This is a genomic window from Bradyrhizobium sp. B117 (genome assembly GCF_038969555.1).
GTDB lineage: Bacteria > Pseudomonadota > Alphaproteobacteria > Rhizobiales > Xanthobacteraceae > Bradyrhizobium.
Genome location: NZ_CP152414.1, coordinates 1,122,352 through 1,137,616, shown reverse-complemented (window position 1 = coordinate 1,137,616; position 15,265 = coordinate 1,122,352). Strand labels below are relative to the sequence as shown.

Genomic DNA, 15,265 nt, shown 5'->3' with positions numbered 1-15,265 from the left:
AATTTGCCACAGGCTTAATGCCATCGGCTTAACGCTAATTGAGAAAACCGCGGACACGTCGGTCCTTGCGGAAAGGATTTGGCCGTAATGCGAGTATCATTCGCGGACGGGCCAAATGTTGCGATCGATCGCAATGTCGGCTCGGCAGATGCGCCCTGGTTAACGGATCCTTAAAGGCGAGCTGTGGCTCTGATCACCGCCGAAGACGTTCTCGATCTGCCGGCCTCCGCGCGCATCGCTCCGGCGATGCGTCTGCCGCTGCCGGCGAGCCCGACCACTCCGGTGTCCGTCGTCATTCCGGCCAAGAACGTTGCGGCCTATATCGGCGAAACCCTCGTAAGCGCGCTGGCGCAGAGCGAGGTCGGCGAGGTGATCGTCGTGGACGACGGTTCGTCGGACGACACGGTTGCGATCGTCCGCGCCATGCGCGACCCGCGGCTGCGCCTGATGACCAACGATTCCGCCGGCGTGTCGGCCGCGCGCAATCTCGGCGCGCGCCATGCGAGCGGCGATTGGCTGCTCTTCCTCGATGCCGACGACCGCCTGCGGCCCGGCGCGGCCGCGGCCCTGCTGGCGGCGGCGCGCGCCGCTCCGCGCGCGGTTCTCGTCTACGGCGACTACAACACGATCGACAGCGAGGGACGGCAGATCGGCCGGCGTGAGCTGCTGAAAGGCCGCCGCAAGCCTTCCGGCGACGTGCTGGCGCGGCTCGCGGCCGGCAACTTCATCGTCAATGGCGGCATCGCGCTCGCGCGCGCGGAAGCCTTTCGCGCCATCGGCGGCTTCGACACCTCGCTCAGATATTGCGAGGACTGGCATTGCTGGTGCCGCCTCGCGGCGATCGGCGAATTCGAGTTCGCGCCAAAGCTGCTGCTCGACTATCGCGTGCACACCGCCAACACCATGAACGCGGCGGTGCGGACGCCGCAGGATTTCTTCCCGGCGATCGCGCGCGTCTTCGACGACGGGCTGATCCTGGCGCGGTTGCCGGAGGGCACCGCGGCCGGGCTGCGCCAGGCCGCCGAGATTCATCTCGTCACCTATTCGGCGATGCAGGCGGTGCGCTTCGGCCGATATCGCCAGTCGCTGGGCTATCTCGGGATGATCGGCCGGCGCTCGCTCAGGGCGCTGCCGCGCGCGGCGATCCGGGTCGTCCTCACCTGTTTCGGCATCTGATCCCAACCGGGATCAGGACACAATCTTCGAGGCCTCATAGGGCTTCGGCTCGATGCCGAACGCCGCGAGCAGGGAGCCGAGCGCGACCAGCGTGGGATGCACGGCGACGACGGCTTTCGATGTCGCGAGCAGACGCGCGGAGCGAAGCAGCGACAACGGCAAGCGCGCCAGCATCTGCGCAAATACCCGAATCCGTGCTCCGGTGCCCCGCGCGGCCTTGGACTGCACACGGTAGTTGATCGCGCCGATGCGCAGGCCGCGCCTGGCGATCCAGCCGAAGCTGGTGCGGCTCTGCGGCACGGTCTCGGTGATGACCGCTTCCGCGGTCCAGTGAAAGGTCATGCCGGCATCGCGGCAGCGCACGAAGAAATCGCAATCGCCGCCGCCGAGGAAATTGAAGCGCAGGTCGAAGGCGGGACGCTCGAACCGCTCGAACGCAGCCCGCGTGATCAGGCAATTGCCGCAGCCATAGATCAGCGGCACCGCGCCGGTGTAATCGTAGGCAGGACAGAAGGCGGGATGACGTCCGAGCCACGGCTTGCTGTCGTCGTCGAACACCGGCAGCACCGGCCCGCCGACCACGTCGGCGCCGGTCGCCTCCGCGGTGCGGACCATCAGCTCCAGCCAGTCCGGCGAAGCGATCTCGTCGTCGTCGATCATCAGGAAGCGGGTCGCGGCGGGAAACAGCGCCTGCGCCGTCTCGAACGCGGCGTTGATCGCCTGGCAATTGCCCTGCCGCTTCTCGACGAGGCAGATGCCCTGGAGCCTGCCGTCCGCGAGATACTCCGCCGCGACCGGCGCGCTCTCGCGCCGCGCGGCATCGTTCTCGACCATGACGACGGCAAAGGAGCGCGGCGTGCGCTGGTTCACGAGCGAGTCCAGCGTCAGCCGCAGATGCTGCGGGCGGCGGAAACAGGGAATGCAGACGACGATGCCGACCGACAGGTCTATGACGCGGGAGCTCGCCGCGATCTCCCGGTTGGGATCGCGCACGGCATCCTGGAGACGCGTGGCTGACAGGTCAGTCGGGATCAATGTCATGACGTTCTAGATGTCCGAGATAGATTGAAAAAGCCCTGCTTCGATCGCGCGGGATCGGCGCCGTCCCGCGACGGCACATCGCCGCGGTACGGATACGTCCCAAAATGAACGCCCGGCCTGGATGCGCAACACGGCGCCGAGCCGCATCTCGCCGTACCAATGCACTTAACCGCTTCCGCCTGTTTCCCGCGCACAATCATGCGCGCGTGGTACTGCAATTCGCGGTCCATCGCCGCGAAGACGGCTCAACATGAACAATGCCGTAGTTAACGGCAGTGCGCATTAACCCGAACGTAAGCACCGTGACGCGTGAAGCGGCGCGGCATCGGATTTGCTCTTCGGGCTCGCGCGTTTTTTCCTGTAAATTTGAATAGAACAAGCGCGGTCAGAAAAAAATGAACAAGCCAGCCACGATCGATTTCGCGACAGTCACCCACCTCTCCGCGGCCGCTGCACAGGCGCCGGCGCTGCACGACCTCGTGCCCGGCGAAGCGCGCGACAGCCTGCTCGCCGTGCAGGACACGCTGCGCCGCGAGCTGCCGCAGGGCCCGCTCGCGATCTACGAAGCCGGCGGCGGCTCGTGCAGCGTCGTGCCGCCGGAATTGCTGAGCCGCAGCAGGATCACCGTGGTCGACATCGACGAGGACCAGGTCCGCAACAACACCTACGCGGATGAAGCCATCCTCGGCGACGTGCAGACCTACCGCTTCGGAAAAGAGACTTTCGATCTCGTGATTTGCTACAACGTGATCGAGCATCTGCCCCATGTCGACGCCGCGCTTTTGAATTTCCGCGACGCGCTCAAGCGCGGCGGCATGATCTTGATCGGCGCGCCCAATCCGCGCTCGCTATCCGGCGTGGTCACCAAATATTCGCCGCACTGGTTTCACGTCTGGTTCTACCGGAATATCCGCGGCATCAAGGATGCCGGCCTGCCGGGCGAGCCGCCGTTCCCGACCTTCTTCCATCCGCTGGTGACGCTGCCGCGCCTCGAAGCGTTCGCCGCCGCCAACGGGCTCGAGATGATCTACCGCCGTGAGGTCGAGAGCCCGCGCTATCCCGAGATGCGCCGGCGCAAGCCGCTGTTCGCGACCCTGGTCGATGCCGGCGCCGCCGTGCTGAACGCCGTGCTTCCGCGCGGGACCGATGTCCGCCGCGGCGACTATCACGTCATCCTGCGGAAGAGGTGACAATCATGCGCGCGCAGGCGATCGCGGGAGAAGCAGAGCTTGGCGACATGCTCGCGCGCGGTAACGAACCGTTAATCTCTCGGAGACCGCGTTACGGTCACGCGTCGAAGAGCGGCATGCGCTTAAACGCTTTGTTTGCCATTTCGGTGAATAGTCCCTCAATGAGTATGGTTAATTTTCCCTGTTGCGTTGAGTGGGCACCTATTTCCCGGGTGCGTGGCGTAAAGCGAAGAGTAACCCCTCAGCCCGCGGCAGTTGGAATGGAAGCTGGGGATCATGTTTGACTATAACCAGCCGATAGATCGCGCCAGGCCGGAGGCTCTGCAGCAGAAGCCGGAGGCCGGTTTCACCGTGCTGGAGCTTTCCCATCTGCTCTGGCGCCGAAAGGTCGCAATTGCCGCGGCCGCCCTGCTCGGCGCGACGCTTGCCGTCGCCGTCGGCAAGAGCATAACGCCCCGTTACACCGCCACCGCCCAGCTCTATGTCGATCCGCGCGAACTTCAACTGGTCGATCGCGAGCTCACGCCGCGGGCGCAGGACGTCTCCGGCATGTCCATGGTGGTGGAGAGCCAGGCGCGGCTGATCACGTCCAACAGCGTGCTGCTCCAGGTGATCCAGCAGGCCGGTCTCGACAAGGATCCGGAGTTCGGCGGCAGTGACGGCAAGAGCCTGATGTCGTCGCTGCTCGGCCTGATCGGCCTTCAGCCCCGCGCGCCCTCGGCCGCGGACAGCAGGGAAGTGCAGCTCGGCGCGCTCGAGGCGCTGAACAAGCACATCACCATCCGCAAGACCGAGAAGAGCTTCATCGTCGACATCGAGGTCTGGTCGACCGACCCGGCGAAGGCGGCGATGCTCGCCAACACGCTGACCAACGCCTACCTCACGGAATCCCGCAACTCGCAGGCTTCCGCCGCGCGGCGCGCCACCAACGATCTCTCCGGCCGCCTCAAGGAGCTGCGCGATCGGCTGCGCAACGCCGAAACCACGCTCGCCACCTACAAGGCCCAGAACAATTTCGTCGGCACCCAGGACGCGCTGATCAGCGACCAGCAGCTCTCCGCCAGCAACCAGCGGCTGTCCGCAGCCCGCGCGGCGACGATGGACGCGCAGGCACGGCTCGACCAGATCGAGGCCAGCCGGCGCACGGCAGCGGATGCCGGCGCGATCCCCGAGGCGCTGCAATCGCCGACCATCGCGAACCTGCGCGCCCAATATGCCGACGCCCGCAAGAAATACGCGGAGCAGGCCGGCGAGCTCGGCCCGCGCCATCCGGCGCTGCGCCAGACCGAGAAGCAGGTCGAAGATCTCAAGCGCACGATCAACGAGGAGATCGACCGCTTCGCCCAGTCCGCCAAGAACGATCTGACGCGCGCCCGCGACTACGAGGCCTCGCTCAACCGGGCGCTGGAAGCGCAGAAGCGGCAGAGCGTCCAGCTCAGCCAGGCCGCAGTGCGGCTGCGCGAGCTCGAGCGCGAGGCCGATGCCAGCCGCGACGTCTATCAGTCCTTCCTCAAGCGCTCGCGCGAGACCGAGGAACAGGAGACGCTGAACACCTCGGCCGCCCGCGTTATCGGCGAAGCCACGGTGCCGCAGCGGCGCTCGTTCCCGCCGGGGATGACCCTGTTCGCGATGATCGGCTTCATCTTCGGCGCGATCGCGGCCTCGGGCCGGTTCGTGGCCGCCGAATTTCTGCTCGCCGGCGCGGCCGCACCCGTGCCGACGCCCGCCCGCCCCCAGCGCACGCCGGCGCCGGACACTGCGCGCGCACCGCAGGTCGCACGAACGCCGGAACCTGCCCCGCCCCAGCCGGTCCCGCAAGCTCCCGAGGTCGCGCATGCCCTGCCGGAACTTGCCGCGCCGCCGCTGCAACCCGCGATGGCCGAAAAGCCCCTGATCGAAAAGCCGTTGATCGCACGCTTCCAGGAGGCCGATGTCATTCACACGCTCGGCGCCATCCTCGCCTCCGGCGGCGGCGTCGATGTCACCCGGCTGGGCTGGCCGACGCTGCGCCCCGGCTTTCCGCTGACGAGCCTGCTCAACGCCTGGCGCGACATGCGCGCCGCCGCCGTCCGTCGCGCCGGTGGCAAGGCGATGCCGGTCATCGCGCTGGTCGGTGCCGGCGAGACCACCGGGCGCAGCGTGACCGCCCTGAATTTCGCCCTCGCGGCCGCGCGCGACGGCGTGCGCGTGCTGATGATCGATGCCGACCATCTGGCACATTCGCTCTCGAACAAGGTCAACCGTAACGGCAAGAGCGAGCCGAGCCGGCTCGGCTGGCTCTCGAACGGCAGCAAGGCCGCGCGCGAGATCAAGACGGTCAACGGCATCTCGGTTCTGCCCGCCGCCGAAGGCGATGCCGGCAAGGCGGCTGAGGCCATCCGCAAGGCGATTGCGCAGGCGCGTTCCGCCGGCGGCTATGATCTCGTGATCCTCGACGGCCCCGTGACGCCGCTCACCGCCGGCAGCCGCAAGCTGCTCGACGACACTGATGCGCTGGTGGCAGTGCTGCCGACCAGCCTCGACATCAACGACGGCCTGGAAGAGATCCTGAGCACGCTCGGCCGCGCCGAGCGCAAGCTCGTCGGCGTCGTGCTCGACGAGCTCACCCCCGCAACCCAAGCGCGCCAGCGAGGCAGACAATATGCTTGAGCGCCGCGTCAACCTCGACGGAAGGGCAGCCACAGCCGACGTGCCGCGCATCACGGTCGGCGGCCTGCGCATGGCCGCGCTCGACCTGGAAGCGACCGCCGACTTCATGATCGAGGCCACCAATCCCGACAAGCGCATCGGTCGTCCGCTGTTCCTGACCTCGGCCAATGGCGAAGTGCTGGCGCGCTGCTCGACCGAGCCGCAGACCGAGCGCCTGTTCCGCGCCGCCGACATGATCAATGCCGACGGCCAGCCGTTGGTGACGGCCTCGAAGCTGCAATCCTGGTTTCCGCTGCCCGAGCGCGTCTCGACCACGGACCTGTTCCATGTCGTCGCCCGCAAAGCGGAAGCTGTGGGCCGCACCTTCTACATGTTCGGCGCCAGCGAGGCCGAGAACCTCGCCGCCGTCGAGAACGTCCAGAAGATGTATCCGGAGCTCAAGATCATCGGGCGCAGCCACGGCTATCTCAGAGGCGAGGCGCTACGCGCGAAGGTCGACGAGATCAACGCGCTCGCGCCGGATTATCTGTGGCTCGCGCTGGGCGTGCCCAACGAGCAGGCATTCGTCGAGGAATTCACGCCGCATCTCACCAATGTTGGCGTTATCAAGACATCCGGCGGCCTGTTCAACTTCCTGTCGGGCAGCCGCGCGCGCGCGCCGGTCTGGATGCAGAAGATCGGGCTCGAATGGGCCTGGCGGACCTTGCTCGAGCCGCGCCGCCTGTTCTGGCGCTATTTGACCACCAACCCCCGCGCACTCTATCTTCTCTTCAGCCGCAACCGGCCGTTCAATCGCTGAGAGAAGAGTAGATTACGACATGACCGACCGACCGACCGTCCTCGTCACAGGAGGCGCGGGCTATATTGGCTCGCACGCCTGCCGCGCTCTGGCCGCCGCCGGCTATCAACCCGTCGTTTATGACAATCTCTCGACAGGTCATCGCAATTTCGTGGCCGGACCGCTGGTGACGGGCGATCTGCTCGACGGAGCGGCGCTGGCGCGCACCTTTGCCGATCACAAGGTCACCGCTGTGATGCATTTTGCCGCCGCCAGCCTCGTCGGCGAGTCCATGACCGACCCGCAGAAATATTACATCAACAACGTCCAGGGCACGCTGTCGCTGCTGCAGGCGATGCGCGACGCGGGCTGTCATCGCATCGTGTTCTCCTCGACCGGCGCCGTCTACGGCAACGCCGATTCCAAGGAGCTGCCGGAAGACTTTCCCTGCGCGCCGATCAATCCCTACGGTGCATCGAAGTGGATGATCGAGCGCATGCTCGCCGATTATCGCGCTGCCTACGGCTTTGGTGCGTTCTGCCTGCGCTATTTCAACGCCAGCGGCGCCGATCCGGCCGGCGGCATCGGTGAGCTGCGCGACAACGAGACTCACCTCATTCCGCGCGCCATGATGGCGCTCCAGGGCCATGTCGACTTCGCCGTGTTCGGCGACGACTACGACACCCCCGACGGCACCGCGATCCGCGACTACATCCATGTCACCGATCTCGCGGCGGCGCATCTCGCCGCCCTGAAGTTGCTGGAACAGGGGCATGCCGGCGGCAGCTTCAATCTCGGCACCGGCGCCGGCTTCTCGGTGCGCGAGATCCTCGACGCTATCAAGAAGGAGACCGGGCGCGAGGTGCCGCACACGGTCAAGCCGCGCCGCGCCGGCGATCCCACCTATCTGGTCGCCGACCCCTCCGCTGCGCGAAAAGTCCTGAATTTCGTGCCGCGTCACTCCGACCTGCCGACGGTGATCCGCACCGCCTGGGCCTGGCACCAGAAGGCGCATCCGCTCAGGGCCCGTTAAGCAACCGTAACATCCGTACCTTGCCTGCCGCACCTCCCAGCGGCTAGAATGCCTGTTCATTGCCGCCGTTGGCGTATCGCCGACGGCCGCACATTGAGGCATTGCCGACGATGATGTCGGCATGCATGGCCCGCCCGATATGCGCGAGCCGATTTTTCCGAACGCCAAGGCTGCGATCAAAATCCGTACGTCGGCCTGTCATCGGATGCAGATTCTGGGAGTATCGACCGCATGCATCAGGCTGTACGCCTGGAATTCGAGCGCGTGATGGATGAGTTCGTCCGCTGGCATGTCGTGCCCGAGGACGAGCGCTCGCCCGCGCCCGCCTGGTGGTGGGGGCCTGCGATGGCGGTGGTCGACGACCAGGAGCCGATGAACGCAACATGGTCCGCCGCGCTCGGCTTGAACGAGGGCGCGAGCTTCGCCGACGGTGCGCGAACGATTCTCGCGCTGTTCGTCGAGCAGACCTCGCTGACGGGACCGCAGGATTTTCCGAGCAAGGCGGAAGCCGGCGAGCACGACGTCCGCGAGCTGCACCCGCAGCCGCTAGATGACAGCGCGTTTCAGCCCTGACGCGGCGGCGTCGCCGGAGGCCGGCTCCGGCTGGAGCGGCGGCGCGACCGGCAGCATCATCGGCCGCAGCAGCTCGGCCATCTGCTTCGCGGGCAGCGGCTTGGAGATGAGATAGCCCTGCATCTCGTCGCAGCCATGGGTGCGCAGGAATGCCTCCTGCTCGGCGTTCTCGACGCCTTCGGCAACGACGGTCATGCCGAGCGCCTTGCCCATGCTGATGATCGCCTGCGCGATCGCCTGGTCTTCCGAATCCTGCGGCAGGTCGCGCACGAAGGAGCGGTCGATCTTGATGGTGTCGATCGGGAAATGCTTCATCAGCGACATCGACGAATAGCCGGTGCCGAAATCGTCGATTGCCAAGCGAATGCCGCGGCTCTGGATGGCGTCGAGCACCTTCAGCGCCCGCCCGACGTTGCGCATCATCATGCTCTCGGTGACCTCGAGCTGGAGCAGCACCGGCGACATGCCCGAGGCCGCCAGCGCCTCGTCGACGTCCTGCAACAGATGCTCGTCGGCGAACTGCCGCGGCGACAGGTTGACCGCCATCGACAGCGGCAGCAGGCCGCGGCGCTGCCAGGCCATCGCCTGCGCGCAGGCCTCGTTCAGCACCCAGCGGCCGATCGGCACGATCAAGCCGGTTTCCTCCGCAAGCGGAATGAACTGCGCCGGCGAGACGCTGCCGAGTTCGGGATGGGTCCAGCGCAGCAAGGCTTCGACACCCGTGATCTGGCCAGTCTCCATGTCGACCTTGGGCTGGTAGTTCAGCGAGAACTGCTCGCGCTGCAGCGCCCGGCGCAGCGCGCTCTCCAGCGAGAGCCGCTCGATCGATTGCGTCTTCACCTCCTTGGAGAAGAAGCGGTAGCCGTTCTTGCCGTCTTCCTTGGCGAGGTACATCGCCATGTCGGCGTTCTTGGTCAGCGTCTGCGCGTCGGAGCCGTTGGCCGGATACATCGCGATGCCGATCGACGCCGTGGTGTGACATTCGTGCCCGGCCAGCTGCATAGGCTCGGCCAGCGCCGTCAAGAGTCCAGTCGCGATGCGCTGGACGTCGTCGATCTCGCCGCACTGGTCGAGGATCACCACGAACTCGTCGCCGCCGAGACGCGCGACGACGTCGCTGGCCCGCAGCGCGCCGCGCAAGCGGTTCGCCACTTCGAGCAGCAGCAGATCGCCGGCCTCGTGTCCGAGCGAATCGTTGATGACCTTGAAGCGGTCGAGATCGATGAACAGCACCGCGAAACGGTGATCGCGGCGCTGCGCTTCATCGATCGCCTGCCGCAATAGCCCGTTGAAGGTCTCACGGTTCGGCAGATCGGTCAGGCTGTCATGCGAGGCGAGATATTCGATCCGCTCGTCCGCCTGGCTCTTCTCGTCGGCGCGGTCGAAATTCTCCATCGCAAAGGAGACGTTGTCGGCCAGACGCTGCAACAATTCGACGAATTCCGCCGTGAAGGCGGCCGGCTCGGTCGACATGTAGATCATGACGCCGACGGCCTGATCGTGCGCGGTCAGCGGGAACGCCGCGCCTGACCGCGCGCCGTCGCCGCGGACGATGGCATGAAAGGCGCGAACGCGATCGTCGTTGAGATAGTCATTGCTGATGCAGGGCTGGCGCGTGCGGAACGCCGTACCGCTCATGCCGCGCCCTTCCGGACGCTCGGGGTCGATGGAGAGGCGGACGTTGCGCGTGGTGTCGGCGGACGGTCCGGCCGCGGCCACGATCTCGAGCTGGTCGCTGTCGGGCCTCGCCAGCGCGATCGTGGTCGAAGTGAACTTGGCGCCGTTCGATGCGGCGACGCAGACGAGGTCGAACAGCTCGGCGCGCGACTTCGCCCGCATGATCGCCTCGTTGGTGGCGCTCAGCGCCGCGAACATGCGCGTCAGGCGCTCCTTCTGCGCCTCGGTGCGGGCCTTTTCCTCGGCGCGCTCGAAATTGTCCAGCGCGAACGACACGTTCTCGGCGAGCCGTCCCAGCAGCTGGACCAGATCCGGCGTGAACGAGCCTTCGTCCGGCGAGAGAAACAGCAGCACGCCGACCGCCTGATGGCCATTGCTGAGCAGCGGAAAGCAGGCGCCCGATTTGGTGCCCTGGATGCGGGCAATCTGGTGCCAGTGCGCGGTGCGGACGTCGGTGAGGAGTTCGTTGGCGACGCAAGGCGCACGCCTGCGGAAGCAGGTGCCGGTCAGCCCGCGGCCCTCGGGGTCGTCGGCCGACGTCGAGAACCGCCATTGCTTGACCTGATAGCAGCTCTCGCCCTTGGTCATCGCAATGTCGAGATAGTGTCCGGTCGCGTCCACCATGGCGATGGTCGCGGAGGAGAAGGTGCCGCCAAGCACCGCCGCTTCGCACACGACTTCGAACAATTCGGCGCGGGTCTTGACCCGCATGATGGCTTCGTTGGTCGCGCTCAGCGCCTCGAGCATGCCGCGCAGACGATTGCGCTGCATTTCGGCCTTGGCCTTCTCGTCGGCGCGATCGAAATTCTCCAGCGCGAAGGCGACATTGGCCTGGAGCTTGCGCAGCAGCTCGACCAGTTCCTCCGTGAAGGTGTCGCGGTCCGGAGAGTTGAACAGGAACACGCCTTCGACCCGTTCGCCGTTGAACAGCGGCAGCGCCGCGGAGGACGCGATGCCACTCCGGCGGGCAATGGCCTGCCACGGCGCGATGCGGTCGTCCGCGAACACGTCGTTGCTGATGGCAGGCTGGCGTGTGCGGAACGCGGTGCCGGTCAGCCCGCGCCCCTCCGGCACCTGGTCGGAGATGGAGAACCTGAAGTTACGGACCTGCGCGGCATTCGGGCCGTAGCTGGCGACGACACGCAACAGCTCGGCGCGATGGTCGACCAGCGCGATGCTGACCGAGGTGAACTTGGCGCCCTTGGCGGTCGCTTCGCAGACGAGCTCGAACAACTCCGGGCGCGAGCGCGCGCGCAGGATCGCTTCGTTGGTGGCGCTGAGCGCCGCATACATGCGCGCCAGGCGTTCCTCTTCGGCGGCGATCCTTGCCTTCTCGGCCTCGCGGCCGAAATTCTCGATCGCGAACGAGACGTTCTCGGCCATGCGCAGCAGCAGCGCGACGATCTCCTCGTCCTTGGCCCAGGAACGGCTGATGAAGAACAGCAGCACGCCGACGCTCTCGCCGTGCCTGATCAGCGGCGCGACGACGCAGGCCGCGACGCCGGTGTTGACATTGGCCTGCTCCCAGGGCGAGCCCTTGGTGCGACTGGCAAGATCGTCCTCGACGATGGCTTTCTGCGTGCGGAATACCTCGCCGGAGAGACCCTTGCCGTAGGGATTGTCGGGGTCGATCGAATAGCGCGCCTGGGTGACCAGTTGGAGGTTCTCTCCGGTGGAGGCGACCGGGACCATCCAGTGCGAATCCGGCTCGCGCAGCAACACGATCGTCGCCAGCGACTTGCCGCTGTGCACGGCGGCATCGCAGACGAGCTGATAGAGCTCGAGATCGGTCTTGGCGCGCAGGATGGCTTCATTGGTCGCGCTGATCGCGCCGAACATGCGGTTGAGGCGCCGCATCGCGCGCTCGCCGGACCGCCGCGCGGCCTCACGTGCAAAATTTTCCAGCACATAGGAAATGTTGGCCGACATGCGCTCGAACAGCGATACCATCTGCTCGTTGAGCGAGTTGGCCTCGCTCCGAGTCACATAGAGCACGCCGACGCTCTTGCCGTCGCAGAGCAGCGGCAACGCCGCGGCCGCGCCGATATTGGCGCTGGCCGCGCCCGCGCGCCACGCCAGTGACCGCGGATCGTTCAGATAGTCGTTGCTGATGCATAGCTTCTGATCGCGAAACGCCTCGCCGCCGACGCCCGACCCTTCGGGCGTGTCGGCTTCCGTGGTGATCAGGAGCGCACGCAGCCGCCGAATGTCGTCGCCGCAACCGGCGGCGAAACGAAGCCGCTGACCATCCGCATCCACCAGGAACACGGCGACGGCCAAAAAATCCCCGCTCGAAAACCCGGCGTCGCAGACCTTCTGGTACAGCTCGTCCGGCGATTTCGCGTAGAGGATCGCTTCATTGATGGCGCTCAACGCCGCAAAGGTGCGCGCGAGTGTCGTCGACACGATCTTAGCTCCCGGGCATTTCTGCCTATTTATCCCGGATGCCTTTATGAAGGGCGACCGCCTAAGTGGTCGTTATTGCCTGCGGCAAACCATCGATCAAAGTGAACGAGCTGCGAACGTGCGGTACTAAACTCACGAAAATACCGCCGCACGGGACAAATCCTCGACCAAAGGCGCGCTCTCTTTACGAATTTGCAGCCCTGTATTGGTTTACGGGAGATTGATATCGCTCCCGCGCTTTGAGACGATGGCTCCCAACAAGCAGCCCGTTAAGGGCACCAGGCTGAGGGAACGCCATGCCGATCGTCAGGGCCGACCGCCTCACGCGCATCAGCGCCGCCCTGCTCCGGGCCGCCGGAGCGTCCGAAGAAGAGGCCGACGCGGTCGCCACCGGCTGCGTCAACGCCAATCTCGCCGGCCACGATTCCCACGGCGTGATTGCCGTTCCCACCTATATCGACCGCATCAAGGCCGGCCACATCGTGCCCGGCGCACCATGGACCATCGTCCAGGAATCGCCGACCACGACCGTGATCGACGGCCATTGGGGTTTTGGTTTCCACGTCAACGCCAAGGCGATGGCGCTGACGATCGAGAAGGCGAAGACGGCGAACGTCGCCGCCTGCACCGTGTTCCGCCAGAGCCATGTCGGCCGCCTCGCCGCCTATCCCTTGATGGCGATGCGCGAGGGCATGATCGGGATCGCGACGGCGGATTCCGGCCGCTCGCCGAAGCACGTGGCGCCATTCGGCGGCAAGGAGGCGCGGCTCGGCACCAACCCGATCTCGATCGCGGTGCCGTCCGATCTCACGGCGCCGTTCTACCTGGACATGGCGACCTCTGCGGTCGCAGCCGGCAAGATCCAGCTCGCGGTCGCGCGCGGCGAAGAAATCCCCACCGGTTGGATCATCGATGCGGAGGGACGGCACACCACCGATCCGACGCAATACCGCAAGGGCGGCGCGCTGCTGCCGCTCGGCGGCACCGAGGGTTACAAGGGCAGCGGCCTTGCCGCCATGGTCGAGGTGCTGTGCGGCCTGCTCACCGGTCTCGGCTTCGGCGTCGAGCCGACGGGACGGCACAATGACGGATGCTTCATGGCGGTGTTCAACGTCGCCGCGTTCCGCCCGCTCAAGGAGTTCAAGCGCGAGGTCGCGGAGTTCGCGCATTACCTGAAATCGACGCCGCCCTCGGAGGGCAGCAAGGGCGTCTACTATCCCGGCGAGATCGAGGGCATCCGCGAGCAGCAGCGCCTGCGTGACGGCATCGATGTTGAGGATGCCACCTGGGAGAAGATGCGCGCACTGGCGCGCGAGTACCGGCTCGACACGGTGCTCGATCTGGCCTGAGCGAATTTGGAGAACAGCAGCATGAATCGGCAGATGGTCCTGGTCGGCTTCCTTCAGGCGCAGAACTGCACGAACCTGCCGAGCTCCTGGCGCCACCCGGACTCCCGCGACGATTCAATGTCGGCGGATTATTACCAGGAGATCGCCAGGATTCTCGAAGCGGGCAAGTTCCACATGGCCTTCTTCGACGATCGCCTCGCGATGCCGGACCGCTACGGCAACGACCACGCGCACACCGTCGAATACGGCATCCGCTGCGTGAAGATGGATCCGCTGATCGTGCTGACCACGATGGGCATGGTCACCGACAAGCTTGGCCTGGGCGCGACCTGTTCGACCACCTATTACGAGCCGTTCGACGTCGCGCGCCGCTTTGCCACGCTCGACCTGATGTCCGGCGGGCGCGCCGGCTGGAACGTCGTGACCTCGCTCAACGACGGCGAGGCCCTCAACATGGGGCGCGATTCCCATCCCGAACACGATTCCCGCTACGACAAGGCCGACGAGTTCATGGAGGTCGTGCTCGGCCATTGGGACACCTGGGAAGACGGCGCAATCATCATGGACAAGAAGACCGGCCGCTTTGCCGATCCAGGCAAGGTGAAGCGGCTCGATCACAACGGGCCGGCCTTCAAGTCGCGCGGCCCGTTCACGGTGCCGCGCTCGCAGCAGGGCCACCCCGTCATCATCCAGGCCGGAGCGTCCGGCCGGGGCCAGCGCTTTGCGGGGCGATGGGGCGAGGTGATCTTCACCGCCGCGCGCAATCTTGCCGCCGCGAAGGAAGGCTATGCGTCCGTGCGCAACGAGGCCGCGAAGGCGGGACGCGATCCCGACCAGATGTTCCTGTGCAATCTGACCACGCCGGTCTGCGCCGCGACCAAGGCCGAGGCCGAGGACAAGATGGCGCTGATCAACAAGCTGCCGCTCCAGATCGACGCGCTGTCGCTGCTCGCCGAAGCGCTCAACTACGATTTCGCCTCCAAAGATCTCGACGAGCCGCTGACGACGGAGGACTTGAAGAGCATGCAGGGCATTCTCGGCATCCGCGACGGCGTGCTGAAGACTTCCGGCAAGAGCAATCCGAGCGCGCGCGACTTCGTCACCTTCTCCGGCCGCGGCCAGGTGCACGACGCCATGGTCGGCGGCCCCACGGAGATCGCCGACAGACTGGAGGAGATGTTCGTCGAGCGCGGCTGCGACGGTTTCGTCATTGCCGCAACCTATGTGCCCGGCTCCTATGCCGATTTCGTGCAGCATATCGTGCCGGAATTGCAGCGGCGCGGCCTGTTCCAGAAGGAGTATCGCGGCAAGACACTGCGGGAGAATCTCGGACTGCAAAGGCCAGCCGCCGGCGCCTGGAAGGTGCAGCCGCGCGACGCCGCGGAATAATAGC

At 66.0% G+C, this 15,265-nt stretch carries 10 protein-coding genes; 8 read left to right on the top strand and 2 right to left on the bottom strand.

The genetic code is table 11. From position 1 onward, the window contains the following. Nucleotides 1-189 precede the first annotated feature (189 nt). Nucleotides 190-1,176, top strand: coding sequence for a glycosyltransferase (locus AAFG16_RS05470; protein WP_283086811.1), 987 nt, complete (start codon nucleotides 190-192; stop codon nucleotides 1,174-1,176). A gap of 12 nt (nucleotides 1,177-1,188) precedes the next feature. Here the strand turns inward: AAFG16_RS05470 and AAFG16_RS05465 are convergent, their stop codons facing one another. After that, nucleotides 1,189-2,217, bottom strand: a complete 1,029-nt coding sequence (locus AAFG16_RS05465; protein ID WP_342737878.1) for a glycosyltransferase family 2 protein — start codon at nucleotides 2,215-2,217, stop codon at nucleotides 1,189-1,191. A 395-nt stretch (nucleotides 2,218-2,612) separates the two neighbouring features. On the opposite strand from AAFG16_RS05465, the gene AAFG16_RS05460 reads away from it, so the two are divergent. The 5 genes from AAFG16_RS05460 (at nucleotide 2,613) to AAFG16_RS05440 (ending at nucleotide 8,440) form a co-directional block, all read left to right on the top strand. Continuing rightward, nucleotides 2,613-3,407, top strand: a complete 795-nt coding sequence (locus AAFG16_RS05460) for a methyltransferase (RefSeq protein ID WP_283083859.1) — start codon at nucleotides 2,613-2,615, stop codon at nucleotides 3,405-3,407. A 276-nt stretch (nucleotides 3,408-3,683) separates the two neighbouring features. Then, a complete protein-coding gene (locus AAFG16_RS05455; RefSeq protein ID WP_342737875.1) occupies nucleotides 3,684-6,056 on the top strand; it encodes an exopolysaccharide transport family protein in 2,373 nt (790 codons plus the stop codon). Beyond that, nucleotides 6,049-6,855 (top strand): WecB/TagA/CpsF family glycosyltransferase, encoded by an 807-nt coding sequence (locus tag AAFG16_RS05450; RefSeq protein ID WP_342737872.1) that lies wholly within the window; start codon nucleotides 6,049-6,051, stop codon nucleotides 6,853-6,855. The genes AAFG16_RS05455 and AAFG16_RS05450 overlap by 8 nt, the downstream gene beginning before the upstream one ends. A gap of 19 nt (nucleotides 6,856-6,874) precedes the next feature. Further along, nucleotides 6,875-7,867: a UDP-glucose 4-epimerase GalE gene (galE, locus tag AAFG16_RS05445; RefSeq protein ID WP_283083856.1), complete on the top strand. Its 993-nt coding sequence runs from the start codon at nucleotides 6,875-6,877 to the stop codon at nucleotides 7,865-7,867. A gap of 231 nt (nucleotides 7,868-8,098) precedes the next feature. Continuing rightward, on the top strand, nucleotides 8,099-8,440 hold the full coding sequence (locus AAFG16_RS05440; protein ID WP_283083855.1) for a hypothetical protein: 342 nt from the start codon (nucleotides 8,099-8,101) through the stop codon (nucleotides 8,438-8,440). Here AAFG16_RS05440 and AAFG16_RS05435 read toward each other — a convergent pair. Then, on the bottom strand, nucleotides 8,414-12,523 hold the full coding sequence (locus AAFG16_RS05435) for a GAF domain-containing protein (RefSeq protein ID WP_342737870.1): 4,110 nt from the start codon (nucleotides 12,521-12,523) through the stop codon (nucleotides 8,414-8,416). The two genes, AAFG16_RS05440 and AAFG16_RS05435, sit on opposite strands and share 27 nt — an antisense overlap. Nucleotides 12,524-12,819: 296 nt before the next feature. Here AAFG16_RS05435 and AAFG16_RS05430 point away from each other — a divergent pair, with 296 nt between their 5' ends. Beyond that, a complete protein-coding gene (locus AAFG16_RS05430) occupies nucleotides 12,820-13,872 on the top strand; it encodes an Ldh family oxidoreductase (RefSeq protein ID WP_283083853.1) in 1,053 nt (350 codons plus the stop codon). A 21-nt stretch (nucleotides 13,873-13,893) separates the two neighbouring features. Beyond that, nucleotides 13,894-15,261 carry an LLM class flavin-dependent oxidoreductase gene (locus AAFG16_RS05425; RefSeq protein ID WP_283083852.1) on the top strand — a complete coding sequence of 456 codons (1,368 nt, stop codon included), beginning with the start codon at nucleotides 13,894-13,896 and terminating at the stop codon, nucleotides 15,259-15,261. Nucleotides 15,262-15,265: the final 4 nt, after the last annotated feature.